The following is a 26,882-nucleotide window of genomic DNA, read 5'->3' as shown; positions in this document are numbered from 1 at the left end:
TTTACTACAGGTGAAGTTATGACTTACGTGATTGTTCATGCTCTTGCTCCTATTTTTGTCATCATGCTGCTCGGCTTTTTCGCCGGCAAAGCCAAAATGGTCGATAACAAAAATGTTTCTCTGCTCAATATCTTTGTAATGGATTTTGCTCTGCCAGCCGCTTTGTTTAGCGCAACGGTTCAGACCCCGTGGGCCGGTATCGTCAAACAGTCACCGATGAGTGTGGTGCTGGTACTGGCGATGTGGATTACCTACGCCGTTATCTATTTCATGGCGACCAAAGTCTTCAAAAAATCACCGCAGGATGCAGCCGTACTGACGCTGACAGTTGCGCTGCCAAACTATGCGGCTCTTGGCCTGCCAATTCTGGGCAGTGTTCTGGGCGAAGGTTCTGCGACTTCACTCTCCGTTGCGGTATCTATCGCCTGTGGTTCTGTGTTGATGACACCGTTCTGCCTGATGATTCTGGAACGTGAAAAAGCGCGTGCGGCGGGTGAATCTGTTGGTTCTACCCTCGCAATGCTACCGGTTCTGATGTGGCGTTCACTGAAAAAACCTATCGTCTGGGGCCCGCTGCTGGGTGTGATTTTGTCCGCGATCGGCATTCGAATGCCTGACTTGCTGCTGTCATCTATCAAACCGCTGGGTCTGTCTGCAACTGCTGCTGCGCTGTTCCTGACCGGTGTGATCCTTTCTGCCCGTAAGCTGAAAATCAACACCGTGGTGTGCGTGGCGACCGTGACCAAACTGCTGATTCAACCGTTCATTGCATGGGGTATCGTGCTGGCGTTGGGTCTGAGCGGACCGGTTGCGATTACTGCGATCCTGATGATTGCGCTATCTGCGGGCTTCTTTGGCGTGGTGTTCGGCAACCGTTTCGGTGTGCAATCGCCGGATGCAGAAGCCGTCTTGCTGCTAAGCTCCGTGCTCTCTATCCTGTCGTTACCGCTGTTTATCTCTTTGACTTCAGGAATGTAAATCATGAACACACCACGCCCACACGACTTACTCTGGCTAACCGATAGCGACGCGCTTGAGGATGTGAGCGAAGAGTGGGTCGCAAGCCAGTGGCGGCCTCGGTTTCCAGTGGTGGTGCGACGTGATGTGATTCATGAGGGGCGCATTCCGGTCGGTGTTCGTGGAATGCGCCGCGACCAGCGGGCGGCTGGGTGGGCGAATGCGGCAAAAATTAAACGCATTGTTTGCCCGGAAGAACTGGCCTCCCGCGACTTATTAGTTAACTCCCCATTTGTTTCTATGCCGCCTGTGCAGGGGGCAATTCAGCTAACACTACGGGAGTGGCCCTGGGTTTGGGGCATTACCGGAAGCTGCGGTTACGCGCTGGCGACGGAAGTCCCGGTGCTGCACGCTGATAGCGATCTCGACTTGTTGATTCGCAGCACCTCGCCGATTGAACGCGAAGCACTGGCGCAATGGCAGCAGGTCGTCGGCCAGTTGTTATGCCGTGCCGATACCCAGGTCGAAACGCCGCACGGTGCTTTTGCGCTGGCCGAATGGTTGCGGGATGGGCGCGTTTTGTTGAAAACCAACCAGGGACCGCAGCTGGTCAGCGACCCGTGGATGTTTTGTCGGGTGGATAAGCGATAGCGTCATCCACCGTTTACGCCAGCTATGGCGGGTGACGCGTTGCTTACCCGCCTTACAAAACCTATTCGACGGATATTGTTGGCAATCATATGAAAATACTCTTCACTTTCCCCGGACAGGGAACGCAACGTGCGGGCATGTTGCAGAAATTACCGCAAGATGGCGACATCATGTCGCAAGTTCGCGCTGTTTTAGGCGCTGAAGCCGACACGCTTGATACCCCAGAAGCGCTTAAACACACTCGCGCTGTTCAGCTGTGTTTGTTGATAGCAGGCGTTGCCGCCGCACAAGACCTTGAACGCCATGGCGTGCAGCCAGATATGGTGTGTGGGTTGTCCATCGGCGCATTTCCGGCAGCGGTAGTGGCAGGGGCGCTGAGCTTCGAAGATGCGTTGCGTTTAGTGGCTCTGCGGGGTGATTTAATGGAGCAGGCGTATCCGCAAGGTTATGGTTTGACGGCGATTACCGGCTTGCAACTCAGCCAGGTCGAAAAACTGGTGGAAGGCAGCGGAACCTATATCGCCAATATTAACGCCGAGCAGCAAATCGTGATTGCCGGGCGCGACGAAGAGATGGCGAACGTCGCCCAGCGTGCGCTGAAATGCGGGGCGCAGAAAGCCAAACAACTGGCGGTCAGCGTGCCATCGCACTGCGAATTACTGGCTGAACCCGCGCTAAAACTGCAACAGGCGTTTGCTGATGTGACGCTCAAGCGACCACGCTGTACTTATCTCAGCGGCAGTACCGCTCGCGTGGCCTGGCAACCTGAGAAAATTGCCGAAGATTTAGCGCTGAATATGTCGCGCACCGTGCGCTGGCGTGATGCGATGATTGCCGCCAACGAACGCGATGTGCGTCTGGCTATCGAAATGCCGCCAGGCAGCGTATTGACTGGCCTGACGCGCCAGGCCTTCCGTGAAGGTGACATGTTGTGTGCAGAACAAAACAGTGTGGAGCTTATCAAACGGCTGGCAGAACGGGTTAAAGCGCAGCGTTAGGCGCATCCGTAAACGAACGGGCGTACATGCGCCCTTCAGCGGCTAATGCCAGCAGGTTCGGGTCCAGTTCGCGGTTGCGGGCAAAAACAATCGCGATGGACTGTTTCATTTGATACGGTTCGGCGAGCTTGAGCAATTGCACTGAATTTTCATAGACTTTCTTCATCCGCCCCGGCATTAACGACAATCCCACGCCCGCCTGCACCAGACTCAGCATTGAGAAAATATCGTTCACACGCGTCACAATTTGTGGCTCAAAACCAGCGATGTGAAACGCCTCCTGGAAACCGTTATAGGTCGCAAATCCTTCAGCGAGGGAAACAAATTTTTCATCACGATAATCGCGAAGATCCGCGAGCTTACTGCTATCGAGCGGAGAGGTGCTGGATGCCGCGAGAAAAATATCGTCCTGGAAAAGTGGCAGCACTTCGAGGTGGTTACGGTCGATTTCACTTTCAGAAATTGAAATCAGAATCGCATCCAGAACACCGTCTTCGAGCATATTGAGCAGCATCTGATTGGAACCCATGGTGAGATCCATTTCCAGTTCCGGGCGACGAAGTTTCATCCCCATGATCAAACGTGGGACGGTTTCGAGCGTCAAAGAATAGAGCGTGCCAATACGCAGTCGCCCCTGTCCAACCCCTGCCGCCTGGCGGGTCTGCGCAATGCCACGCGCCATCAATTCCACCGCTTCTTTGCTGTGTTCCAGCAGCGTTAATGCTGCTGGCAGAGGCACCAGATTGCGGCCTTTATGAATAAATAAGGGGCAACGAACGCCTTCTTCAAGGGTATGCAATGCACGATGGACGCTCACACCGCTAATCCCCAGCGCCTCGGCTGTACGGGCAATGTTTCCCTTTTCCATAAACGACATGAATATTTCGAGCTTACGGAAGGTGATTTCTGCGTCTATTTTCATTGATTGCCTGAATGCCCTGGCCCTGGAAATTTCCCATAAAGTATCCTAAAACCATTATTTCTTCACGGGCTCATCATCTATTTGTTGTTTTTAAAGACAATATTTGTATGTTTTTTGATCGTGTGGCGGTGTGGTTTTGAGATCTGAATTGCAAATTGAATCGAAATTTCTAATTGAGTGAAATAATGTTTCATTTTCTCATAGTTCAGTGAGTAAATACTTCCGAAACGAATTAATTCCGTAACGAAACTATGGATATCAGGGAGTATTAGGGATGCTGGATTTGAAACAAGTTATGCCAAGAATTTCGCTCGTTGCGACCGCTGTTGCAGCAACAATCCTGCTTAGCGGATGTGGCGATGACGCTGCCAAAACGGGCACCGTAACGCTGAAAACTGCATTTAACCAGTCTGAAAACAACCCACAATACAAAGCCTTAGTTTCTTTCAGCGATAAGCTGGAAGCTGCAACGGATGGCCGTTACAAACTCGAAATCCACCCGAACGAACTGCTGGGTGATCAACGTGCTTCATTAGAACTGGTACAGTCTGGCGCCATTCAAATGGCAGTCGTGGCGAATCCACTGGTCGAAAACTTCAATAAAAACTTCTCTGTTCTGGCCATGCCGTACGTCTACGACAACCCTGAACATCAGCGCAAAGTGTTTACTTCTGGTGTGCTCGATAGCTTGTTTGCTTCCACTAAAGGCACGGGTTTTGAAGTGATGACTGCGTATACCGCAGGCGCACGTAGCGTTTACACCAAAGGTTCAGCGGTCACCAGCCCGGCGGACATGAACGGTAAAAAAATCCGTGTCATGCAGTCTGACACGATGATCAAAATGCTCAGCTGCATGGGCGGCACTGGCGTACCCATGGGCCAGGGTGAAGTCTATTCCGCTATTCAGCAAGGCGTTCTGGATGGCGCTGAAAACAACGAAATTACCTACGCTGACCTCAAGCAATACGAAGTGGCTCCTTATTTCTCGAACACGCGTCACGTGATGGTTGCTGACTTGCTGGTAGCGAACGAAAACTTCATTGCCAAAATGGATGAAAAGGATCAGGAAGTATTCCGCAAGCTAGCCAAAGAGAGCACCGCGACACAGTTTGATTTGTGGGATAAGGCCCTTGATGGTGCACGTAAAACCGCGACTGACAACGGCGCAACCTTTACTGAAGTGGATATCAAACCCTTCCAGGAGCGTTGCAAACCTCTGCAGGCAGCGATGTTGACCACGCCTGAGCAAAAAGCGTTGTACGAAACAATTCGTGAATTGGCCAGGTAATTCGGCTTAGAAGTCAGGGGGCAGGAATGCCCCCGTGGAGATATAAATGAAAGCTGTTCAATCCACCCCCTCAACTGCCGTGTCCAAATCTGATTTTTATTCGCAGGTCACGCGAGTAAAACAGGTCGTCGATAAAGTTGCCTCCTCGCTGTGTATTCTGATTGTGGGTTTAATGACGTTATTAGTGACGTGGCAGGTCGCATCCCGTTATCTGTTTAATAGCCCGAGTGCGGTGAGCGAAGTGTTAGCGCGTTATTTGTTTATCTGGTTAGTGCTTATTGGCGGAGCCTACGTTTTTGGCCTGCGTGAGCATATGGCGATTACCTTTATGCGCGATAAAATGCCACGTAAGCTGCGTATTTCAATGGAAATTATCGGTGAGCTTGCCACTTCTGTATTTGCCTTGCTGGTGCTGACTATCGGTGGTTATATCGGTATGAGCCGCCAGATGGCACAGCTTGATTCCGCATTACAAATCCCTATCGGCATTATCTACATTGCGATTCCGTTAAGCGGCGCAATGACGCTGTTCTATTGCCTGTATAACCAATATGGGCTGTTCAGAAAGTTTTCTTCGAAACAAGATTGATTAGGTGTCGACATGGATATTGCAATTATTGTTGCTCTGGTAATGTTCTGCGGAGTCTTTATTTTACTGATAGCGGGAACGCCAATTAGTATCAGTATCGGGATTTCGTCCTTTGCCTCAATGTTACTTATTTTACCTTTTGATGGCGCGATATTAACCTCCGCCCAGCGCGTATTTGTTGGTCTTGATTCATTTGCCTTATTAGCCATTCCTTTCTTTATTCTGGCCGGGAATTTAATGAACAATGGCGGGATAGCCATTCGTTTAATTAACTGTGCAAAGATGATCAGTAACTTCCTGCCAGGTCCATTAGCGCAGACCAACGTGGTCGCCAACATGCTGTTTGGTTCCATCAGCGGTTCTGGTGTGGCCTCTGCGGCAGCGGTGGGTGGCATCATGTCGCCGATTCAGAAAAAAGAGAACTACGACCCGGCGTTTAGCGCGGCGGTGAATATCGCCTCTGCCCCAACGGGTATGCTTATTCCACCGAGTAACTCACTGATTGTCTATGCAACCGTTGCGGGCAGCGTCTCTATCTCTGCGCTGTTTATGGCCGGTTATATCCCAGGTATTTTGTGGGGCTTAGGCGTCATGCTGGTGGCGGGTTTCATTGCGAAACGCCGCGGTTATGTTGCAGATCGTTCTGCGAATAAAGGCCAGACTCTGCGTATTTTGTTCGATGCAATACCAAGCCTGATGATGATTGTCGTGGTTATCGGCGGCATTCTGGGTGGCGTATTTACCGCAACCGAAGCGTCAGCCATTGCGGTGGTTTATTCGCTGGTTCTGGGCATCATTTATCGCAATATCAAAGTTGAAGATTTACCGCAGATATTCCTCAACACGGCGAAAATGACAGCGATTGTTATTTTCATGCTGGCAGCGTCATCGATTATGTCGTGGGTGATGGCATTTACTAAAATCCCTGCGCTGATTGCTTCAGGTCTGCTTTCAGCGACCGACAGCTTTATCATCATTCTGCTGATTATGAACGTGGTATTACTGCTGGTGGGCACCTTTATGGACCCAACGCCTGCGGTACTCATCTTCACCCCAATCTTCCTGCCAATTTGTATGCAGTTTGGTATGGACCCGGTTCAGTTCGGCATCATGATGGTATTTAACCTGTCACTCGGCACGATTACGCCGCCGGTTGGGCCAATCTTATTTACCGGCTGTAAGGTGGGGGATATTAAGATTGAGCGCGTGATCAAACCGCTGCTGCCATTCTTCGCGGTGATTGCCGTGGTGCTGATGTTGGTAACGTACTTACCGTCTATCTCCATGGCGTTGCCACAGAGCATGGGGTTGGTGAAATAAAAGAAGGGTGCTAGCCAAATGCCTTTAACAGTCTGGCGGGGGAAACCCCGCCAGATTTATATCCAGGGAAGGGCGATTTACCGTCACTAAACATCATTCTGATTTTTTGAATAACATAGGCAAATTGTTTCGATTTTAATCATTCTCAGGTCGTCCTATCATTTATCACATCAGAGCAACAACGCTCTACAACAGATAAACGACTTAAGGAATACCACCATGAAAACCATCAAAACTTTTGCTGTAGTTACTGCTCTCTCTGTCATGTCATTCGGTGCATTTGCTCAAAGCATCAGCACCACGGCTTCTACTCTTGACCGTGCAGAAGCAAAAATTGCCGCAAAAGCTGCTGAACAGGGCGCCTCTTATAAAATCACCAGCGCTCAGTTCGACAACCGCGTACACATGACCGCTGAGTTGACCAAATAACGAAGGGTGCTTGAGCCAAATACCTTTCACAGTTGGCGGGGTTTCCCCCGCCGGATTGCTCCTACCGTTGTGATTCACAAGCCATTGTTGCCGCTACCTCCTTGTCGCCATTCCGTATTCGCAGTTCGTAGAGCGAACGACCGGTTAAACAGGTGAATGCCAAAATCGTGATACAGAAAATGAGCAGACACCAGACGATAATGTGGTGCGGTTTCATGGTTTGCTTCTCCTTGCCATCAGGCTGGTAAGAGGCTAACCTCAATGTGTCGAGCATTGGGAGGCCTCACTTTGATTAATAGTCAAGTGGGGCTTTTTCCTGTCTGCCTTTCGGTAAGTTCCTGAGACAGCCAGTCTCAAGCACCCACGCGTATTCTACGAATTTTCTTCCACTTACCTACCTCCAACGCACCGCATTGCGAGGCAGCTTCCGATTTGGTTATTCGCTTAAAAATATATCCAGGCGAGCGACTGAGATCGTCAGCTTCCGCACATAGCAAAAACTATTGTTCTACAAATAACGATCTATTGTTCATTTTATTAGACTTTATCTGCCGTCAAAAACGCATAACATTGGTATCAAGAAATACCCAGTGGATACGTGATGAAACGAGTATCTACATGCAGACAAGTTTTACCGGAGAAAAGCAGTTATGAAACATAAAACAGTCGTTATCACTCTCACAACGCTATTCGCTCTGCTTTCCATGCCTGCTCACGCAATCAGCGAAAAATATAGACAGCAACTTGAGCGAAGCGGATGCACACAATTAACAGATGGCAATGGCTGCGACATTAACAAGAGCAAAGCAGAGAATATGCGCTCAACTGATGCAACCGAACGTCAGGAATTGACATCTTTTTTACGCGATTCGGTTGTCGCTCAAAAAACGGATGCTGCCTATGAAGCCCTTACCGGCTATGGGTTCCAGAACACTGCGCCAGCAGTCTGGAAAAAAGGGAAACTCACGGTAGATCTTGATATCCAAAGCGATATGATCAAACACGCAATAGTTAAACCCTAAACAAGATTTATTATATACATCGCTGTTTATGTCTGAATTTAATTTCTAACGACTCACATTGTATTTTCTCTCAACGATTTAAGAGAGGAAGACTTAATAAAATAAAGTCTTCCTCCGTATAACTAATGGTAAAAATATGATTGCAGCTGAAAGCGGTATGCATCTGATTCTCAAAGATATTGAATTGGATAAGGCAGGGAAGACTATTTCATTAAAAGCACAGCTATTAAGAGTCATCGCATGGACTGATATTAGCGAGAACAATAATGAAGTTTTTCCCATCGTAATTGAACGGGCAAGGTATTCCTCTGGCGCGCCAAAATGGCTCAACAATAATACAACCACCTCGGCCTTTGTTTTGCATCATAAACTCAGTCGCGAGAGAAATACTGAGACATTATTATTTTCAGTTGAGACTGGAGCAACGCTCAATGATATCTACCATCTTGCGAATGCTTGTATGAAAGCTGTGAGTTGGAATATACCTCTTTTGAAAACTAACAATAACCCTATTTAAAATTTATCAACTTACTTTTGCCAGAATATGATAACCAGTAAAATTAATAGGGAAATGAATTGCGCTATATACACATTGGTATATTTCTTGTTTTTTTTGGGTATCTGTGCAACTTCCTTTGCTATTATGACCATTTGCTCAGTAAGCAATTGAGACTCCTAATTGCGCAACAATTTCATGAGTCATTAAAATTTAATGAACATGAAACACTGTATGGAACAGGAACTAAAAAACGGTTACGTGATTTCTTTAAACAACTTTGATTATATGAGCTATATATGAAGATTTTTTTCACCTCGGTAATTTCAATACTACTTATATTATTTGTCATCCCTGCCTTGGGGAAATTTGTTGGACATGAACATGGCTTGTTAGGCTATATCTATGGTTTAATGTGCGTCGTTTTTTGCGTCCCACTCAACTGTATTCTTTACATGCTTCTTTTAGATCCATGGAAAAGAGATTCCAATTAACACCTTAAAATTCTGTTCAAAATATAAAACAGATCTATAGTTCTTTAAATGTGGATCAGGAGGCTCAATGTATAAGCACTACCAGGACATGGCACTATTTGCCTCTCTGGCTGCGGCTGGTAGCTTTACCAAAGTAGCCACGCAGTTTAACTTGCCGAAATCGAGGGTCAGTCAGCGTATAAACGCACTCGAAGAGATGCTGGGTATCCGTCTGTTGAACCGGACTACCAGACGTGTCTCGTTGACTTCGGCGGGTGAAAAGTATCTTTATTTTTGCAATGAGATGCTTGAGATCGGCGCTAAAGCGGATGAGTTTATCCAGTTAATAACCGCACGCCCGGCAGGAAAACTTCGGATAATTGCTCCTGCGGGTTTAATGATCTCTTCGCTTTCAAAGTGGAATCACGACTTCCTCAAAGCAAATCCTGAAGTGAATATTGAAGTGCTCACAGCCGACTCTTTCTTTGGCTCTGTCGAAGGTGCTTTTGATATTGCCTTCCGGGTCGGAAAACCTGTAGAGCAATCTTATATTGGTCGATTGCTGGGTGAGTATGAAAGATTGCTTGTGGCATCTCCTGAATATTTGAAGTCTAAGTCTGTTAGGCATCCCAAAGACTTAAATTTATTAGACTTACATATTCATAAAACATGGAAAAAATTGAACCTTACCAAAGATGATGAAGTAGTCTCCTTACAGGATAATCCGCGGCAGGTGACGGATAATCTTCCCTACTTGCTACAGTGTGCATTACAGGGTTCCGGCGTTGCTGTATTGCCCCGCTATTTTATTCAGCAATATCTTGATGCCAGCAAATTACAAATAGTGCTACCAGAATGGACCATTGAAAAGGTAGATATCTGGATGGTCTATCCGAGCAGCAGAAATAATTCGTTAATTTTAAAAAACTATGTTGATTTTGTTATGAAATCTGGCGTCATCGATCTTAAATAAAAATGATTTTGCCGAAATACCGATCCCTGCCATACGATCCGTATAGAAAGACAGAGATCTGCTGATACCTGTCTTGATATATACCCACCCATAAGCCTTTCCAATATTTCCCCATAAACCACCCTCACATCACAAATTTGCTCAAAAACACTCACTGAGAACTCTCACTTAAGCATTGCTAATGCGTGACTGTAATCACACTAAACCAGCCAATCATCACGATTACGCCCTTTTTTGTGGGGCTTATCACTATTGAGGCTGCGATTTCCACTTCGAAGTGGAAAACAACTCGCTACAAACCTTTAACAGCTGCCGATACCTTAAAAGCCTGACAGCGAAGAGGTACGTAGTGTGAAGAACGGAGCGGTAATGGTTAATGAAGCCGGAAGTACCGAGGTTACACAGCTCACGGAACGGGTGCTGGCGTTTATCTATACGCTGCTAAATAACAGGAACATCACGCCGAACGCGGTGCAAGAACAGATGCTGACTTCCCATGTTCGAGCCATGGCACATCGGTCATTGACTGGTGAACCCTTGCCAGAAGTTGAAGAGAGTCTGTTTGAGGAGATCTCTGCTGACTCGCTGGATATGGCGAAAGAAGTCGTCGAACAGTTTGGCAATTTACCGGTTGAAGAAGCGTGGTTGTTGTCAGTGCATTTCGAAGTCGCGAAAGACAATTTTTGAATAATCAGGAGTTAACGATGGAACAAATTACCGTAGTAATTGGCGACCGCCTGGGTAAAGGCCAGAAAGTAGCAGCAGGGATTGAAAAAGCGGGTGGCCGCGCAGTCGTTATTCCAGGTGTTGCCGCTGATATGAAATTGGGCGACGTAATGAAAGCAGAGAACGCGAGCTTCGGTATCTCGTTCTGCGGCAGTGGCGGTGCAGGCGCAATCACTGCGCAAACCAAACACGGCTACAAAGCCAAGTACGGCATGCGTTCAGTAGAAGAGGGCGTGACCGCCATCAACGAAGGCAACAACGTGCTGGGCTTCGGCTTTATGGATAAAGAAGAACTGGGTGAGCGCCTGGTTCAGGCCTGGGCCAGGAAGCACGGTAATTGAGTATGAAAGAACACTTCTCAGAAACGGTGAGAGTGAAAGGCCGTGGCGACACGAAAGCCAAAGCCTTTGCTGACGCCCTGAATCATGTTCAGGGCTCGGTGATGAAATCGTCTCCCCATATTTTGCTGCGTATTGAGCCACAGGATGTGCAGGTTGTTCAGGCGCGAGTCCAGACTAAGAAAGAGGCATTTTTGTTCTTCTTTCTGAAACGTGAAAAACAAATGTTCAGCGTGGAGCTGGATGTTTCCGTCAATGTGACGGCCATTAATCTCGATAAAGTGGATTTCTCCACGATCTAAAAATCACACAGAAAGGAAATTTTATGTTCCTGATAATTTTAATAAAATCGCTAATTATTGGCGGCCTGGTGGGCGTAGGGGTTGGCGCTGGGGCGGCTCGTATGTTTCATGCGCCAACCACGCAAGGGATGGGCGCGTTTCGTACTCTCGGTGAGCTGAATTCCTGCGAGGGCGATCCGGCTTCACACTTCTCATTTGGACTCGGCTTCTTCTTCAACGCCTGGGCGTCATCGGTCGCAGCAGGTGCATTCACCCAGGATGTTGACCATCGCATTATCCCACACTGGGGTGCGGCTGCGTTGATGATGAAAAACCGCAACGTTGCGGAAACTCTGCACGATCCGCGCAAGATGGCTATCGCGTGCGGCGTCATCGGCATGATTGTAGTGGCGTTCCTTAACACCACGGCTTCTGCGGTTCCGGCAGCGTTACAGGTCACGGCAATCAAAGTTCTGGTTCCTGCGGCGAACTTACTGGTTAACACCGTGATGCCCGTGATTTTCTGGCTGGCGGCGATTGATGCCGGTAAGAAATCAGGCTTCTGGGCCACGATTTTCGGTGGCTGTGCGCAGTTGATTATGGGCAACGCCGTTCCAGGCCTGGTGCTCGGCATCCTGATTGGCAAGGGTGTGGAAGAGAGCGGTTGGAACCATGTCACCAAAGTGATGATGGTTGCGATTGTGGCGCTGTTTGTTCTCAGTGGCTTCTTCCGTGGCTTCGACATGAAGATGATCGAATCCTTCCATCTGACCGTACCTAACTGGCTCGATCTGATTCACAACTCGCTGAGCGGAAAATAAGGGAGCCGATGATGGAAGAAAATAAAGGTTTTTGGTACGCCGACTGGTCTTTCCCGATTTTTGTTGGCCTGCTTTCTTCCGGCGTGTTCGCCGGGACACACATGTATTACCTGTACGGCATCGGCGCATTTAACGAAGTAGCATTTGTTTCAATGCTGCGTGCCGGGATTGATACCGGCGTTTATGGCGCAGTGGCGGCGTTTGGTGCCAGCTTCCTGTTTGCCCGCATCATCGAAGGTTCGCTGGTCGGGATTCTGGATATCGGCGGTGCGATTCAGACCGGCGTCGGGCTGGGTGTTCCAGCACTGTTACTGGGCGCAGGGATTGTTTTCCCAGTGGCGAACTTTGCGGCATCTCTGGCGACAGGGCTGGTGATTGGAGTGGCGATTGGTTACGTGATTATTCTGGCGCGTAAATTCACCATCAACCAGAGCAATTCGACCTACGGTGCAGACGTGATGATGGGCGCGGGTAATGCTTCCGGCCGCTTCCTTGGGCCGTTGATCATCCTGAGTGCGATGACTGCTTCTATCCCGATTGGTATCGGCTCCCTGATTGGTTCTCTGTTGTTTTACCTGTGGAACAAACCGATTACCGGTGGCGCAATTCTTGGCGCGATGATCTTTGGGGCATTTTTCCCGATCGCTTTGTAGCCCAGTGGTGGATAACGCTGCGCTTATCCACCCTACAACATCATTCGTAGGGCGGATAAGCAACGCGCCATCCGCCAGTAAGGAGAAAACCATGTTCGACTTAATCCTGCGCAACGCCCGTCTGGTGGACGATACGGTTATCGACATCGCGCTAAAGGACGGAAAAATTGCCGCGCTGGGTGAAATCAGCGGTATCGCGAAGGAAGAACGCCAGCTCAATGGCGAGTATTACGTCAGCGCCGGCTGGATTGATTCTCATGTTCACTGTTACCAAAAATCCCCTATTTATCATGACGAACCCGACAGTATCGGCATTTATACCGGTGTGACGACGGTTGTGGATGCCGGCAGTACCGGTGCTGATGATATTGACGAGTTTTACGAACTGACGCGCAAAGCCGCGACTGACGTTTACGCCTTGCTGAATATCTCCCGCGTGGGGCTTATCGCGCAAAACGAACTGTCGGAAATGACGAATATCGACAAGGTTGCGGTGCGAGACGCGGTGCAACGTCATCCCGGTTTTATCGTCGGTATTAAAGCGCGCATGAGCAGTAGCGTGGTAGGAGCAAACGGCATCAAACCGCTGGAACGCGCCAAAGAAATTCAGCGTGAAAACGGTGACTTACCGTTAATGGTGCACATTGGTAATAACCCGCCCGATCTCGACGAAATTGCTGACTTACTGACCAGTGGTGACATCATTACCCACTGTTACAACGGCAAACCAAACCGCATTCTGACACCTGCGGGCGAACTGCGAGCTTCTATTTCCAAAGCGATTTCGCGCGGTGTGCGGCTGGATGTTGGCCACGGCACGGCAAGTTTCAGCTTCGAAGTGGCGAAAATCGCCATCAGCAAAGGCATTTTGCCGCATACCATCAGCTCCGATATTTATTGCCGCAACCGCATCAACGGCCCGGTACATAGTCTCGGGATGGTGATGTCTAAATTCCTCTCGATTGGCATGTCTGTGCCACAAGTCATTGATTGTGTTACCGCTCATGCCGCCGACGGACTGCGCCTGGCAAACAAAGGGCGTGTGTCGGTAGGTCTTGATGGCGACCTGACCATTTTTGCCTTACGCCGTCAGCCGACGGTATTTACTGATTCAGAAAGTCAGACACTTCAGGGCGAGCAGTTAATCGTCGCCCTCGCTGCGGTTCGTGCCGGGAAGTGGTTTGACTCCGAACAAGGGAAACAAGAACATGCCTTCGATTTATGAGAAATACAATTTAAAACAAGTGATTAACGCATCTGGCCGCATGACGGCGCTGGGTGTTTCGACTCCGCGTGCTGAAGTGGTTGAAGCCGTGACTACCGGCATGAATCATTATTTTGAAATGAAAGACCTGGTGAACAAAACTGGGGAATACATCGCAAAATTGCTCGATGTGGAAGGAGCGACCGTAGTGTCTTGCGCCTCAGCGGGGATCGCGTTATCTGTGGCGGCAGTGTTAGTTAAAGACAACGCGTGGTTGATTGAAAACCTGCATGCCGCACCGCTTGAGAACAACGAAATCGTGTTGCCAAAAGGCCACAACGTGAACTTCGGCGCACCAGTGGGCACCATGGTTTATCTCGGTGGTGGCAAAGTGGTGGAAGCCGGTTACGCCAACGAATGTTCTGCCGATCAACTGGCTGCTGCGATTTCTCCACGCACCGCCGCCATTCTGTATATCAAATCTCACCACTCTGTTCAGAAAAGTATGCTCAGCGTAGAGCAGGCAGCCGTAGTCGCTCGCAAACATAACCTGCCGTTAATTGTGGACGCAGCAGCGGAAGAGGATTTGCAGTGCTACTACCGTGCCGGTGCGGATCTGGTGATTTACAGCGGCGCGAAAGCGATTGAAGGGCCAACCAGTGGCCTGGTGATTGGCAAAGCGCAGTATGTCGAGTGGGTGAAGCTGCAAACAGGCGGAATTGGCCGCGCCATGAAAGTCGGAAAAGAAGGCATTCTTGGCCTGACTTGCGCCATCGAGCATTATCTGACGGCTGCAAAAGAAAGCGGCGCGCAAATGACAGAAAAAATGACGCCGTTTATCGACAGTCTCAACACGCTTGAGGGCATCAACGCTCGGGTGGTGTGGGATGCCGCTGGCCGTGATATCGCGCGGACAGAAATCAAATTCGACGAAGCGGTTATTGGTATCAGCACCGTGGAATTAGTCAGCGCGCTCAAACAAGGCGAGTACGCGATTTTCTTCCGGGGCTACAAGGCCAACGAAGGAATTATCGAAGCCGATGTGCGCAGCGTGAGCCCACAACAGTTAGAGATTATTTATCACTGTATTAAAGCACTGGTAAGCAAGGAGAAGCAGGCATGAAACTGACCCCGAATTTTTACCGTGACCGGGTTTGCCTGAACGTACTGGCGGGCTCGAAAGAGAACGCCAGAGAGATTTATCAGGCGGCAGAAGGCCACGTGCTGGTCGGCGTGCTTTCCAAAAATTATCCGGACGTTGCCAGTGCCGTCGCCGATATGCGTGAATATGCGGCGTTGATTGAGAATGCACTTTCTGTGGGCCTGGGGGCGGGCGATCCGAACCAGTCAGCCATGGTCAGTGAAATCTCCCGCCAGGTGCAGCCGCAGCATGTCAACCAGGTGTTCACCGGCGTGGGGACTTCACGTGCATTACTCGGGCAAAACGAAAGTGTGGTCAACGGTCTGGTGTCACCAACCGGAACGGTCGGGCGGGTAAAAATCTCCACCGGCCCGCTGAGTTCTGGCGCTCCGGATGGTATTGTTCCTGTGGAAACGGCGATTAAGCTGCTGAAAGATATGGGTGGCAGTTCGATCAAATACTTCCCGATGGGTGGTCTGGAATGTCGTGAAGAGTTTGAAGCGGTGGCGCGTGCCTGTGCGGAACACGATTTCTGGCTCGAACCGACGGGCGGCATCGATCTGGAAAACTTTGAAGAGATCCTCAAGATCGCGCTGGACGCGGGAGTGAGCAAAATCATTCCGCATATTTACAGCTCGATCATTGATAAAGCGAGCGGCAACACGCGTCCGGAAGATGTGCGTACTTTGCTGGATATGACGAAGAAGTTGGTTGGCTAAAACCACCCTCACCCCGGCCCTCTCCCTGAGGGAGAGGGGGAAAACCGGGAAATTCCCTCTCTTGAGGGAGCGGGGGAAAGCCGGGCAATTCTCTCTCTTGAGAGAGCGGGGGAAAGCCGGGCAATTCCCTCTCCTGAGGGAGCGGGGGAAAGCCGGGCAATTCCCTCTCCTGGGGGAGAGGGTTAGGGTGAGGGCGACCAATCTAACAAACAACAAGGATCATCAATGTCTGCAACACGGCCGCAGTATGCCTGGATTGGCACTTACCATCCCAACGGAGCAGGCGTTTACCGCTTCCTGGTCGATGCCGAAAACGGTGCTCTGAGTGACAAAACGTTAGTCTGCGAATCGGCAAATGCCGCGCAACTGACGGCCACGAAAGATGGCAAAACGTTGTATGTCGCCAGTGAAGTGGAAAAGGGTCTCGTTGCAGCATTGCGGGTTGGCGATGACGGAAGTCTGAAGCAACTTAACCAGCTTTCATCAGGTGGTGCGGGGCCGGTTTATCTGGCACTGACCCCTGATGAACGTCATCTGCTGGTGGCCAACTACACCAGCGGCTCCGTTGCCGTATTGCCGGTTCATGATGATGGCAGCCTCGCTGAAGCTATCGATATCCAGCAAGATTCTGGCCCGGCGGGGGCAAAAAAACCTGAAGCCGCCGTAGAAGGTAGCTTTGCGGTAAGCGGGCACAGTGGCCCACACGCTCATATGATCAGCACCGATCCCAGCGGGAAGTTTGTCTTTACCACCGATCCTGGCCTCGACAGGATTTATCAGTATCGCTTCGATATTGAGAGCGGGAAACTGACGCCAAACGATCCCCCATTTATTGCCGCCTCCTCGAAAGGTGCCGGGCCACGCCATTTTGTGTTTACCCCAAAAGGTGACGGTTTGTGGCTAATCAATGAAGAGGCTTCTACGCTGACTCACTATCAATTTGATGCCAGTAAAGGAACATTGACTGAGGGTGACAGTGTTTCTACGTTGCCAGAAGGATTTAAGGGCACGAGCTTCGCCGCGGGTCTGGTGCTGAGCGAAGATGGCAAACAGCTGTATGTCGCTAACCGTCTGCGTAACAGTATCGGGCACTTTACCGTCACGGCGATGGGCAAACTGACTCATCAGGACGATATCTGGACGCGCGGCGACTACCCGCGCACCTTAACCCTCGACCATACTGGTAAGTATCTGTACGTCATGAATCAGCGCAGCGACAACATCACGCGCTTTAGCGTTGAGCGTGCATCTGGAAAACTGACTTTTGTTGAGGAGTACTGTGCGGTAGGAAGTCCGTCACAGATGATCCTGACACCGGCAAAGTAGTGGCTGTAACGGGCCGCCCGATTAACCAAAGGAAACGGCAGTGAGATTCCCTAATCAACGTCTGGCTCAGTTGTTTGAGATGCTACAAAACGAGACGCTGCCCCAGGATGAACTGGCGCGGCGTTTAACAGTTTCTACGCGCACGGTGCGCACGGATATTACTGCCTTAAATGCTTTAATGGCCGGGCATGGCGCGCAATTTGTTCTCAATCGCGGCGCAGGTTACCAACTCAATATTACCGATATGGCGCTCTACCAGGCGCTTCAGCAGCAGCCTTCGCGCCAGTTGCGCATTCCACGTAACTCGCCGGAGCGGGTGCATTATCTGGTGGTGCGTTTTCTGACTTCTGCATTCTCTCTAAAACTCGAAGACCTGGCCGAAGAGTGGTTTGTGAGCCGTGCAACTTTGCAAAGTGATATGGCCGAAGTTCGCGAGTGGCTCGCTCGCTACAACCTGACTATTGAAACGCGTCCGCGCCACGGCATGAAGCTGTTTGGTAGTGAAATGTCGGTGCGCGCTTGCCTGACCGAACTGCTCTGGCAGCTGACGCAAGAAGACAGTGATAATCCACTGCTGACCGAAGAAGCGCTTAACGCTGGCGTGCCGGAGCAACTGTCGGCTGAATTGCACAACTGTTTCACTCGCTGCCGTCTCCGCCTGACTGATGAAGGGGAACAGTTTATTCGCTTGTATTGCGCGGTCGCGGTGCGGCGTATCAGTGAAGGCTACCCGCTGCCAGATTTTAGCGCCGACAATGTCGACGAAGCAGTGCGTGAAGCCGCGCGGCAAATCACCGCGCTGTTGCAGAGGCTCGCTGGAAAACCGCTTTCGGAAGCAGAAGAACAGTGGCTGCAAGTGCATATCGCCTCACGCCAGGTGCAAGAAGTGGCACCGAGTGCTATTAGCGCCGACGATGACGAAGTGCTGGTGAACTACATTCTGAGTTTCATCAACAACAACTATAACTACAACCTGCTGACAGATAAGCAGTTGCATGCTGATTTGCTTACGCATATCAAAACCATGATCACCCGCGTGCGTTATCAGATAAACATCCCCAATCCGCTACTGGGCAATATCAAACAGCACTATCCGATGGCCTATGACATGACGCTGGCGGCGGTGTCGAGCTGGGGTAAATACACGCCTTTTGTTATCAGCGAAAACGAAATTGGTTTCCTGGTGCTGCATATTGGTGTCGGCCTTGAGCGCCACTACAACATTGGTTATCAGCGTAACCCGCGTGTGCTGCTGGTTTGCGATACCGGTAATTCCACGGTGCGCATGATTCAGGCGATGTTGCTGCGTAAATATCCGCAGATAGAGGTGCGGCGTATTATTTCGCTGCGTGACTACGAAGAGCTTGAAAGTGTTGATGAAGATTTTGTTATCTCCACCGCCAGAGTGACAGATAAAGCGAAGCCTGCCGTGGTGGTTGCGCCGTTCCCGACCGAGTATCAACTTGAACAGTTAGGCAAGCTGGTGCTGGTGGACAGAACTCGCCCTTATATGCTGGAAAAATTCTTTGATGCCAGCCATTTCCGTGTCATCGAGGAGCCAATGACGCAGCAGGAATTGTTCAGCACGCTATGCCAGCAGCTTGAGCAAGAAGGGGTGGTTGGTGAGGATTTTTATCCGTCAGTCGTCGAGCGTGAGGCGATTGTCAGTACCGTGCTGGGCGAAGGCATTGCGCTGCCGCACTCATTGGGTTTGATGGCGAATAAAACCGTGGTTTATACCGTGCTTGCGCCGCAGGGGATGAGTTGGGGTGATGATACGGCGCATGTCATCTTCTTGTTGGCTATCAGCAAAAGCGAGTATGAAGAGGCGATGGCGATATACGATTTATTTGTCACTTTCCTGCGCGAACGAGCAATGCCGAGGCTGCGAGACAGCAAGGATTTTGACGAGTTTAAAGCGGTGGCGATGGACTGTTTAAGCCGGTTTTAAGGGGGAAACAACCCTCATCCCGGCCTTCTCCCTGAGGGAGAAGGAGATAAATTCCCTCTCCCTCAGGAGAAGAAGAGAAATTCCCTCTCCCTCAGGAGAAGGAGATAGATTCCCTCTCCTGAGGGAGAGGGTTAGGGTGAGGGCAGAAATTACTTGAGCGTCGTAAACGCCGTGGTCACATGTTTTACGCCACTGACCCGGCTGGCAATATCTGCCGCAGCTTTAGCTTCACGTTCTGTTACCAGACCCAGTAAGAAGACTTCGCTATTCTCGGTCGTAACTTTCACGCTGGTTGATTTCACCTGGTCGCTTGCCAGCAATTGCGAACGCACTTTGGTGGTTATCCACGTATCTGACGAAGCCGTTCCTAAGCCAATCGGTGCCATATTACGGATTTCGTTGTACACCTCAGTGGTGCCATCAACGCCCAGGGCAATTTGTTTGGCTCGTGAAGCGAGTTCAGGATTTGGCGCCTGGCCTACCAGCAGTACTTTTCCTTGATAAGCCGTGACGTTGATACGTGCGTCTTTCTTAATCTGTTCGTCTTTAGACAATGCGCTATTTACGCGCAATTCCAGTGTACCGTCGTCAACCTGAGTACCGACTGAGCGTGGATCTGTCGCAGTTTTCGTGGCGACAGCCGCGGTACCCACTACTGCGGCAGCAACACAACCTTGTAGCAGTACCGCAGTAATAAGGACTGCAAGTGGCTTTAATGCCTTCATCTGTACTCCTTAATCGTCCTGGTGAGGGAATAACGTATTATCAATCAGATCGCATAAGCAGTTTACCGTCAGCATATGCATTTCCTGAATGCGTGCGCTGCGGTGAGAAGGGATGCGGATTTCAACATCCTGCGGCCCTAATAAGCCGGCCAATTCCCCGCCGTCATAGCCAGTCAATGCCACAATAGTCATGTCACGTGTCACGGCAGCTTCTACCGCTTTGACAATATCACGACTGTTGCCGCGGGTCGAAATCGCGAGCAAAACATCACCGGTATGACCGAGCGCACGTACTTGTTTAGCATACACTTCTTCGTGTAAACGATCGTTTGCGATAGCGGTTAAGACCACATTATCGGCATTAAGTGCAATGGCAGGTAAACTCGGGCGTTCAGTTTCAAAGCGGTTGATCATGCTGGCGGCAAAATGCTGGGCATTCGCCGCAGAGGTGCCGTTGCCACAGCACAGAATTTTATTGCCATTGAGCAGTGACTGAACCAGTGTCATTGCTGCACGGGAGATAGCATCTGGCAGAGCTTCAGCTGCGGCAATCTGGGTTTGAATACTTTCCGTGAAGCAGACTTTGATTCTTTCGAGCACGTTTATTTACCTGGTTACTTTAAACATCTGCGGTGAACGCGTTGGTTAACCACTCTATTTCATTGCCGGTGAAGGCTAACACATCGAAACGGCAATCCACAGTATCAAAACTTCCGGATGTGCGGGCTAACCAATAGCGAGCGGCATGTAATAATTTTTGTTGCTTGCGGCGCGTGACGCTGGCAGCGGCACCACCAAAGAGATCAGAGCGGCGGTATCGTACTTCTATAAACACGATAACGGCGCCGTGTCGCATGATGAGGTCGATTTCGCCACCGCGCGAATGAACATTGGCAGCAATAAAGCGCAGTCCTTTGCGTTCAAGAAAGCGGCGCGCTTCTGACTCGTAGTGCGCGCCTGCTTGTTGACGGGTCAGGAGGCTGGAACGATTTGACCCTGACTGAATTGCAGCCAATTTAACTTCCTGTTAATGACGCAATCTGGATTCGCAGATAGCGTACCGGTGTTGCCATTCACCTGATAACCAGGAACCTGGCGGATTTGAGAGAAGTTATTTGCCAGTGACCATGCATCGACACCCATCGCATACAGACGCGCCAGCGAGTAGTCGTTATGCACACTACCCAACGCTTGTTGCATCAAGGATGGGTTGTTACCGGCAAGCATCGGGATTTCACTGAACTGCAAACCATCCATTTCCAGACGGAAATCCGGGCCGTTCACGCCTTGAGAACTGCGCGAGCTGGCATACAGTTGCGCAGGGCTACGGCTGCCGGTACGCATGGCAATCATCGGTTTGATGAGTGCGACTTCATCTGGTGTCGCCACAATATAAGCCGCATCGACGCCGCCGGATGTGCCAGCGGTAATTTGCGCATCAGTCGGTGGTGGTGGAATAGTCAGCCCGCCGATGGTCACACCTTCGGGTTGAGCGGATGCAGGCGTGACCGGCGTCCCGCTTAACGCGATTCCTGAACCGCTGTTAATCCCTTGTTTGAGTTCGGCAACGGAGCCAAATTTCTGTTGCAGCACGGTGCTACCGCCCAGCTTCAGCCATTCATCGGCAAAGGCTTTCGTCACGCGATCGCCAAGTGTTGTGCGCGGTACCAGTAACAGCGGTGCGCGGTGGCCTTGTTGCCAGATATGGTCAGCCGCATCACGGGCTTCATCTTCTGGCGACAGAGCGAAGTAACAGATATTGGCACGGTTTTGCACGTTTTCCGGCTGGTTTAACGCCAGGATATTCAGGGGAGACGTGGTGGTCGCCAGCTGATCAACATTGTTTTTAAGCAGCGGGCCAACCACTATCGTCGCGCCATCTTGCTGGGCCTGAGCCAGTAACTGAGCCAGAGGTTGCGCGGTGGTGTCGTAAACTTTGATTTCAGCAGAAGGCTTCGCTGGAGCAGCGGCTGCCGCTGCTGCCTGAACTTGTGGTGCAGCTTGCGGCGCTGGCGTTGGCTGAGTAGAAGCATCCACAGGCTGTTGGGTTAAATCATCCACCGACGCCGCTGACGGGCTTGCCACCATATTAGGGTCGGTTGGCTGCGGCAGGGCAGCCTGGGTAGTATCGACAGGTTGAGCGCCGGTATCTGTGGTTTGCACCGGAGCGGTAGATTGCGCCACCGGAGCCGAGCCCATGTTTTTCGCCGCTTCAAAACCTTGCTGAATGGTGCGACCAAAAACCGCCGCCTGGCCACTTAATGGCAGCAGAAGGGCAATTTTGTCAGTCGAAGCGGGTTTGTAATTCTCCATATTGCTTAACTGAGTCGGCAGTGTTTTCGCACCCGGATTCTGTGGATAGCGCGTTTGCCAGTCTTTAATACCGGCTTTAAGCATTTCCGGATCGTTACGGTTATCGTTCCAGACGCGTTGCAGATCCAGCCAGCCTTGCAGCGTGTTCTCATCGGCATTGATAACCAGAGAGTTCATCTGTTGGGCTGTCATCAGCGTTAAAGCCTGCCAGGTACCATCAATATTCTTCTGATGCGCAGGGCCGGTCAGTATTGGCTCTTGTGCGATATAGGCACGCAACACTTCAATCGACGGACGGTTCTGGCTGGCGTCAATAACGGCCTGGTAATAGCGTGCATGCTGGTTTTTGTTGAGATCGGCAGGATTGATCTTCGCAAGCGCACTGTTCGCTGCGGCGTAGTCTTTCTGCGCAATTTTAATTTCAGGCACCAGCAGCGCTTGTTCGCGGCGCTGCTCATCGTTCATCTCTTTTGGCAGCTGATTGTAGAGATCAACGGCCTGCTGAGTTTTGCCTTCTTTTACCAACGCATGAATGGCGAGTAATTGCCAGGTGGTCTTGCTATCATCAGCGCTCTGCTGCATTTGTTGCAGGTAATACGCTGAATCGGCAGTGGCTTCGCCCTGCATATGCGCACTCGACTGGTCTGGTGCTTTAGTGGCACAGCCGGCAAAAAACAGCGCGGCCAGCACAACAGGCAGACAGCGCCCGGCTTTAGAACGAATCAATTTAAACGGTACCATTCTGTATCCAGTGTAATTTTTATCTCAGTGTTCAATATTAAATCGGCAATACGGATGAAACAATGAAACAACTCGAATCGGCGGCTATTTCTGCCAGCACGCTCTACATCGTTCCGACACCCATCGGTAACCTCGGCGATATCACACAGCGGGCATTAACCGTGTTGCAAAGCGTTGACCTGATTGCCGCTGAAGATACTCGCCATACTGGTTTACTGCTTCAACATTTCGCCATTAATGCGCGATTGTTCGCATTGCACGATCATAATGAGCAACAAAAATCAGAAACCCTGCTGGCAAAGCTGAAAGAAGGGCAAAGCATCGCGTTAGTTTCTGATGCAGGAACGCCATTAATTAACGATCCTGGCTACCACCTGGTACGCACCTGCCGCGAAGCGGGTATTCGCGTCGTGCCATTGCCGGGGCCTTGTGCCGCCATTGCTGCCTTAAGCGCGGCAGGTTTACCTTCAGATCGCTTCTGCTACGAAGGTTTTCTCCCGGCGAAATCTAAAGGTCGTCGCGATGCGCTAAAAGCCATTGAGCAAGAACCCCGCACGCTCATCTTCTACGAATCAACGCATCGCCTGCTCGATAGTTTAGACGATATCTGTGCCGTGCTCGGTGAATCACGCTATGTGGTGCTGGCGCGCGAACTCACTAAGACCTGGGAGTCTATCCACGGTGCACCGATTGGTGAGCTGGTGGCCTGGGTGAAAGAAGATGAAAACCGCCGTAAAGGCGAGATGGTATTGATTGTAGAAGGTTTTAAAGCGCCTGCAGATGACGCTTTACCCGCTGATGCCTTGCGTACACTGGCACTGCTGCAAACCGAACTGCCACTGAAGAAAGCGGCTGCACTGGCCGCTGAAATCCACGGTGTGAAGAAAAATGCACTGTACAAATATGCTTTAGAAAACAGTGAGAAATAGCGTTTCTCGAGCTGCTTCGCACGCTTTCATTACAGGTATCACTATTGTTAGTACGGTTTAAATAAGCGATGGTAATTTGCTCATACTTTAGGCGGTTCAGGATGAGCAAATTATGGCGGTGTTGATTCGTGGGGATTCAAATATGATAGTGATGCCTCTTTCTTATAGCGCCTCAGCGATTGCACGTTCGTTTGAAGTTATTGAAGAAATCACGATTGCTGAAAAGCGTTTCCTTATTATCTTTGATAAAAAAACACCTCGCGCTTCTATTGTGAAAGCTGAATTAGAAGATGTGGGTGGTGAGCCTCGTCATGTTGCCGTTGCGATGTTGGAACTGAATAACCAAAAAGATATTGGCGATAATGTTGTTTCAGTAGAACGGTTTTGGGAAGACGCAAGCGTTCTTCAGGTGGAAGATGTTTGTGTTGACAAGCGTTATCAGGAACTGGGTTTCGCTACGCAATTATATGAAACTTTGGTTCTCAAATGCGGTGTCGTTTTAATCAGTGATAACACGCAGTATGAAGGCGGGAAAGCTTTGTGGCAGAAGGTTGCCAGGAGCTCGAAAGCGTTGTCTGTCTTTATTCTCGACACGGATGCGGGTAAATTTTTCCCTTACGACGGGACGAAAGCTATTTACGACGGTATTAGCATTCCAGAAGAGAAGATCTGGAGTGTCCACCCGGATCACGACCGCGTCGGTGTTGTACTTATCGCCGAAGATAAGCGAAAAATCGAGACGCTAATCTCTGCAAATTAAAAACCCGCATTCGCGTAACACCGTTCACTTAAGCCAATGAATTAGGGGAAATGCCGGGATTTGGTTCCCGGAGGGACGCCAAACCCGGTGGTCGCCCCGGAAATCTCGTTCTTAAACTAACGGCGTTACGCACTCGCGGGTTTGTTATCATCGAATAAAAGCTAAACAATCACTACTTCAACCTGGCTTTTCTCCAGCGCTATTTTGTCTTCTACGCGAATACTTTCATCGGTAATCACACAGTTGATCTGCTCAAGCGGCAGCACCTGGTTAAATCCGCGACGATTGAATTTGGTCGCATCCAGTACGGCGACCACTCGATGAGCCGCTGCAGCCATGACGGCGCTGATGGAATAGCCTTCATTAAATGTTGTGATGCCGTTAGTCATATCCATACCGTCCGCACCCACGAACATTACGTCGGCACTGATACCTTGCAACGAATGCTCTGCAAGTGTTCCATGCATGGAGTGCGTTTTATGGCGTACAGTGCCGCCGCATACGACCAGGGTAATATCTTGATTTTCCGAAAGTGCAAACGCAGCTGGAAGACTGTTGGTGATAACGGTGATATTGGATTTTTTTAGTAGAGCTTCGGCAATAAGCAGCGTGGTGCTGCCGCTGTCGAGTATGACCGTCATCCCGTCATCAACCATGTTAACGGCGGCATCTGCAATGCGCTTTTTGGGATCTTTAGCGAGGTGGTAGCGGTCTTCCAGAACAACTTCCTGGTTTTCAGCATCCATCAGATAACTACCCGGGCGGGCAGCTCCGCCATGGAATCGAGTGACTAACCCTTTTTCTTCCAGCATGCGCAGATCAGCGCGGATCGTAACTTCCGAGATCCCAAAAGAATTCGAAAGATCGAGCACCAGCGCACTGCCTTGCGAATTGACTATGTCGACTATTTTGTTGCGTCTTTCAAAGGAGTTCATCTTGATTTGCCTGATAATTAACTCCACTCAGTGTAAACGAAAGGGATATGAAAGAGGAACGCTGAATTTCGAAATAATGTGTGAGTCATGGCTCGAAAATGATTGGGCGGATTAGTGCGAGCATTCTCCGCCCTCAAAATCATGCGAGCTTCAGCATGATTTTGCCATTCATCGGTTTTCCACCTAAAGCCTTCACTGCAGCAGCGTAGCTCTCTGGCTCGCCAACGTGCGCGATGAGCGGTTCAAGCTTAATTTTTTTCTCAGCCAGCAAGCGTGCAGCGGTTTGCCATTCCTCTCCTGGCCACGGTCCGGAATAGTTCATCCAACTGCCGGTAATGCTCATCTCTTTACGCAGGATTTGCCCGAACAATGCTGAAGGCAGATTGAGATCGTTATGTAGTGTTCCCACCAGCGCAAGTTGCGCGCGTGGCCCGGCTATATCAATTGCCAGCTCAACAGTTTGTGGCGCGCCAGCCGTTTCCAGTACCAATTGATCAAAACGCATTTCCCGCATCAGTTCACGAATTTCGGCAGCACTCTTCTCCTTACTGTTGAATGCCTGAGTTGCGCCAAGTTGTAACGCGAGATCTAGCTTTTCCTGATTAATATCAATGGCGGTTACCGATCGTGCGCCCAATGCGGCAGCACACTGTAAAGCCAGCAGGCCAATCGTTCCTGCCCCAATTACCACCACATTTTTGCCTTCACAGCCGTTAACCAGATGAAAGGCGTGTAGACCCACCGTAATGGGTTCAAGGAAAGCACCGTCCGCAAGCGTCATACCTTTCGGCAGTGGGAAGATATTTGCGCGTTTCATGACGATAAATTCAGCGTTTCCACCGTCGCTACGCGATCCGACAAAGGCGTAGTTTTTACAAAGTGAGAAATAACTGCGTTGGCATTCAGGGCATTTAAAACAGGGCAGCAATGGCACGCAGGCAACCGCGTCACCGGGCTGTAAATCTTCAATGCCGTGACCACATTGCTCCACGATACCGCTGAATTCATGGCCGAGCGTTATCGGATAAAAATGTGCTCCATTGTGGAAAACACGCGGGATGTCAGAGCCGCACAGCCCTGACCAGTGAATACGTACTAGCACTTCGTCATCTGCATGAAGGAGAGGCATTGGCTGTTCTTCAACGCGTATCTCGCCCTCAGCATGGATAACCACTGATTTCATAATGAACTCCGGAAAGGA

The 26,882-nt window shown here is 50.2% G+C and carries 29 protein-coding genes and 1 pseudogene; 22 read left to right on the top strand and 8 right to left on the bottom strand.

The features are described from left to right. Window positions 1-18 precede the first annotated feature (18 nt). The 3 genes from WBL83_RS21270 (at window position 19) to mdcH (ending at window position 2,606) form a co-directional block, all read left to right on the top strand. The gene (locus tag WBL83_RS21270; protein WP_424591000.1) at window positions 19-978 is read left to right on the top strand and encodes an AEC family transporter; all 960 of its coding nucleotides are present in this window, start codon (window positions 19-21) and stop codon (window positions 976-978) included. Continuing rightward, window positions 979-1,608: a malonate decarboxylase holo-ACP synthase gene (locus WBL83_RS21265; RefSeq protein ID WP_424591017.1), complete on the top strand. Its 630-nt coding sequence runs from the start codon at window positions 979-981 to the stop codon at window positions 1,606-1,608. A gap of 89 nt (window positions 1,609-1,697) precedes the next feature. After that, the gene (mdcH, locus tag WBL83_RS21260) at window positions 1,698-2,606 is read left to right on the top strand and encodes a malonate decarboxylase subunit epsilon (RefSeq protein WP_424590999.1); all 909 of its coding nucleotides are present in this window, start codon (window positions 1,698-1,700) and stop codon (window positions 2,604-2,606) included. Here the strand turns inward: mdcH and WBL83_RS21255 are convergent. Then, on the bottom strand, window positions 2,590-3,528 hold the full coding sequence (locus WBL83_RS21255) for a LysR family transcriptional regulator (protein WP_424590998.1): 939 nt from the start codon (window positions 3,526-3,528) through the stop codon (window positions 2,590-2,592). The two genes, mdcH and WBL83_RS21255, sit on opposite strands and share 17 nt — an antisense overlap. 274 nt (window positions 3,529-3,802) lie before the next feature. Here WBL83_RS21255 and WBL83_RS21250 point away from each other — a divergent pair, with 274 nt between their 5' ends. The 4 genes from WBL83_RS21250 to WBL83_RS21235 all read left to right on the top strand — a co-directional run bounded on the left by WBL83_RS21250 (window position 3,803) and on the right by WBL83_RS21235 (window position 7,154). Further along, window positions 3,803-4,816 carry a TRAP transporter substrate-binding protein gene (locus WBL83_RS21250; RefSeq protein ID WP_424590997.1) on the top strand — a complete coding sequence of 338 codons (1,014 nt, stop codon included), beginning with the start codon at window positions 3,803-3,805 and terminating at the stop codon, window positions 4,814-4,816. 46 nt (window positions 4,817-4,862) lie between these two features. Continuing rightward, a complete protein-coding gene (locus WBL83_RS21245; RefSeq protein WP_424590996.1) occupies window positions 4,863-5,405 on the top strand; it encodes a TRAP transporter small permease in 543 nt (180 codons plus the stop codon). A 12-nt stretch (window positions 5,406-5,417) separates the two neighbouring features. Next, window positions 5,418-6,725: a TRAP transporter large permease gene (locus WBL83_RS21240; protein ID WP_424590995.1), complete on the top strand. Its 1,308-nt coding sequence runs from the start codon at window positions 5,418-5,420 to the stop codon at window positions 6,723-6,725. Between the two features lie 219 nt (window positions 6,726-6,944). Next, a complete protein-coding gene (locus WBL83_RS21235) occupies window positions 6,945-7,154 on the top strand; it encodes a YdgH/BhsA/McbA-like domain containing protein (RefSeq protein WP_424590994.1) in 210 nt (69 codons plus the stop codon). Between the two features lie 61 nt (window positions 7,155-7,215). Here the strand turns inward: WBL83_RS21235 and WBL83_RS21230 are convergent, their stop codons facing one another. Then, window positions 7,216-7,371: a type I toxin-antitoxin system Hok family toxin gene (locus WBL83_RS21230; RefSeq protein ID WP_424590993.1), complete on the bottom strand. Its 156-nt coding sequence runs from the start codon at window positions 7,369-7,371 to the stop codon at window positions 7,216-7,218. A 487-nt stretch (window positions 7,372-7,858) separates the two neighbouring features. On the opposite strand from WBL83_RS21230, the pseudogene WBL83_RS21225 reads away from it, so the two are divergent. The 13 genes and pseudogenes from WBL83_RS21225 to WBL83_RS21165 all read left to right on the top strand — a co-directional run. Beyond that, window positions 7,859-7,969, top strand: a pseudogene (locus WBL83_RS21225) (hypothetical protein); the annotation flags it as partial. A gap of 343 nt (window positions 7,970-8,312) precedes the next feature. Then, window positions 8,313-8,693 carry a hypothetical protein gene (locus WBL83_RS21220; RefSeq protein WP_424590992.1) on the top strand — a complete coding sequence of 127 codons (381 nt, stop codon included), beginning with the start codon at window positions 8,313-8,315 and terminating at the stop codon, window positions 8,691-8,693. A 540-nt stretch (window positions 8,694-9,233) separates the two neighbouring features. Continuing rightward, window positions 9,234-10,118, top strand: a complete 885-nt coding sequence (locus tag WBL83_RS21215) for a LysR family transcriptional regulator (RefSeq protein WP_424590991.1) — start codon at window positions 9,234-9,236, stop codon at window positions 10,116-10,118. A 369-nt stretch (window positions 10,119-10,487) separates the two neighbouring features. Then, window positions 10,488-10,805: a glycine dehydrogenase gene (locus tag WBL83_RS21210; RefSeq protein WP_424590990.1), complete on the top strand. Its 318-nt coding sequence runs from the start codon at window positions 10,488-10,490 to the stop codon at window positions 10,803-10,805. 17 nt (window positions 10,806-10,822) lie between these two features. Then, on the top strand, window positions 10,823-11,185 hold the full coding sequence (locus WBL83_RS21205) for an SFCGS family glycine-rich protein (protein ID WP_424590989.1): 363 nt from the start codon (window positions 10,823-10,825) through the stop codon (window positions 11,183-11,185). 2 nt (window positions 11,186-11,187) lie between these two features. Beyond that, entirely contained in the window at window positions 11,188-11,484 is a 297-nt protein-coding gene (locus WBL83_RS21200; RefSeq protein WP_424591016.1) for a DUF4312 family protein, read from the top strand. A 23-nt stretch (window positions 11,485-11,507) separates the two neighbouring features. After that, window positions 11,508-12,284, top strand: a complete 777-nt coding sequence (locus tag WBL83_RS21195; protein WP_424590988.1) for a DUF4311 domain-containing protein — start codon at window positions 11,508-11,510, stop codon at window positions 12,282-12,284. Between the two features lie 11 nt (window positions 12,285-12,295). Further along, window positions 12,296-12,937 (top strand): DUF4310 family protein, encoded by a 642-nt coding sequence (locus WBL83_RS21190; RefSeq protein ID WP_424590987.1) that lies wholly within the window; start codon window positions 12,296-12,298, stop codon window positions 12,935-12,937. 91 nt (window positions 12,938-13,028) lie between these two features. Then, on the top strand, window positions 13,029-14,162 hold the full coding sequence (locus WBL83_RS21185; RefSeq protein ID WP_424590986.1) for an amidohydrolase/deacetylase family metallohydrolase: 1,134 nt from the start codon (window positions 13,029-13,031) through the stop codon (window positions 14,160-14,162). Beyond that, entirely contained in the window at window positions 14,146-15,264 is a 1,119-nt protein-coding gene (locus WBL83_RS21180; RefSeq protein WP_424590985.1) for a DgaE family pyridoxal phosphate-dependent ammonia lyase, read from the top strand. Before WBL83_RS21185 ends, WBL83_RS21180 begins: the two co-directional genes overlap by 17 nt. After that, window positions 15,261-16,001 carry a 2-dehydro-3-deoxy-phosphogluconate aldolase gene (gene dagF, locus WBL83_RS21175; RefSeq protein ID WP_424590984.1) on the top strand — a complete coding sequence of 247 codons (741 nt, stop codon included), beginning with the start codon at window positions 15,261-15,263 and terminating at the stop codon, window positions 15,999-16,001. Before WBL83_RS21180 ends, dagF begins: the two co-directional genes overlap by 4 nt. Window positions 16,002-16,226: 225 nt before the next feature. Continuing rightward, complete coding sequence (locus WBL83_RS21170) at window positions 16,227-17,327, top strand: lactonase family protein (protein ID WP_424590983.1); 1,101 nt, start codon at window positions 16,227-16,229, stop codon at window positions 17,325-17,327. A 40-nt stretch (window positions 17,328-17,367) separates the two neighbouring features. Continuing rightward, window positions 17,368-19,278, top strand: coding sequence for a BglG family transcription antiterminator (locus tag WBL83_RS21165; protein ID WP_424590982.1), 1,911 nt, complete (start codon window positions 17,368-17,370; stop codon window positions 19,276-19,278). 149 nt (window positions 19,279-19,427) lie between these two features. On the opposite strand, the gene dolP is transcribed toward WBL83_RS21165, so the two are convergent. From dolP to WBL83_RS21145, 4 genes are read right to left on the bottom strand one after another with little or no spacing between them, the layout of a single operon-like run. Next, window positions 19,428-20,003 (bottom strand): division/outer membrane stress-associated lipid-binding lipoprotein, encoded by a 576-nt coding sequence (gene dolP / locus WBL83_RS21160; protein ID WP_424590981.1) that lies wholly within the window; start codon window positions 20,001-20,003, stop codon window positions 19,428-19,430. A 9-nt stretch (window positions 20,004-20,012) separates the two neighbouring features. Beyond that, complete coding sequence (gene diaA, locus WBL83_RS21155) at window positions 20,013-20,603, bottom strand: DnaA initiator-associating protein DiaA (protein WP_202304095.1); 591 nt, start codon at window positions 20,601-20,603, stop codon at window positions 20,013-20,015. Between the two features lie 19 nt (window positions 20,604-20,622). After that, window positions 20,623-21,018 (bottom strand): YraN family protein, encoded by a 396-nt coding sequence (locus WBL83_RS21150; RefSeq protein WP_424590980.1) that lies wholly within the window; start codon window positions 21,016-21,018, stop codon window positions 20,623-20,625. Beyond that, window positions 20,976-23,057: a penicillin-binding protein activator gene (locus WBL83_RS21145; protein WP_424590979.1), complete on the bottom strand. Its 2,082-nt coding sequence runs from the start codon at window positions 23,055-23,057 to the stop codon at window positions 20,976-20,978. Before WBL83_RS21145 ends, WBL83_RS21150 begins: the two co-directional genes overlap by 43 nt. Window positions 23,058-23,119: 62 nt before the next feature. On the opposite strand from WBL83_RS21145, the gene rsmI reads away from it, so the two are divergent. Together rsmI and WBL83_RS21135 are read left to right on the top strand one after the other, a co-directional pair. Continuing rightward, window positions 23,120-23,986: a 16S rRNA (cytidine(1402)-2'-O)-methyltransferase gene (rsmI, locus tag WBL83_RS21140; protein ID WP_424590978.1), complete on the top strand. Its 867-nt coding sequence runs from the start codon at window positions 23,120-23,122 to the stop codon at window positions 23,984-23,986. A 112-nt stretch (window positions 23,987-24,098) separates the two neighbouring features. Beyond that, entirely contained in the window at window positions 24,099-24,746 is a 648-nt protein-coding gene (locus WBL83_RS21135; RefSeq protein ID WP_424590977.1) for a hypothetical protein, read from the top strand. Window positions 24,747-24,907: 161 nt separating this feature from the next. Here WBL83_RS21135 and WBL83_RS21130 read toward each other — a convergent pair whose 3' ends face one another. Together WBL83_RS21130 and gatD are read right to left on the bottom strand one after the other, a co-directional pair. Further along, window positions 24,908-25,681 (bottom strand): DeoR/GlpR family DNA-binding transcription regulator, encoded by a 774-nt coding sequence (locus WBL83_RS21130; RefSeq protein ID WP_424590976.1) that lies wholly within the window; start codon window positions 25,679-25,681, stop codon window positions 24,908-24,910. Between the two features lie 139 nt (window positions 25,682-25,820). Next, the gene (gene gatD / locus WBL83_RS21125) at window positions 25,821-26,864 is read right to left on the bottom strand and encodes a galactitol-1-phosphate 5-dehydrogenase (protein WP_424590975.1); all 1,044 of its coding nucleotides are present in this window, start codon (window positions 26,862-26,864) and stop codon (window positions 25,821-25,823) included. Between the last annotated feature and the right edge of the window lie 18 nt (window positions 26,865-26,882).

The organism is Buttiauxella sp. (assembly GCF_049686335.1).
In the GTDB taxonomy this organism is placed as follows: Bacteria; Pseudomonadota; Gammaproteobacteria; order Enterobacterales; family Enterobacteriaceae; genus Buttiauxella.
Note: the sequence above shows the minus strand (reverse complement) of the source record. Positions and strands in the feature narration are given on the sequence as shown.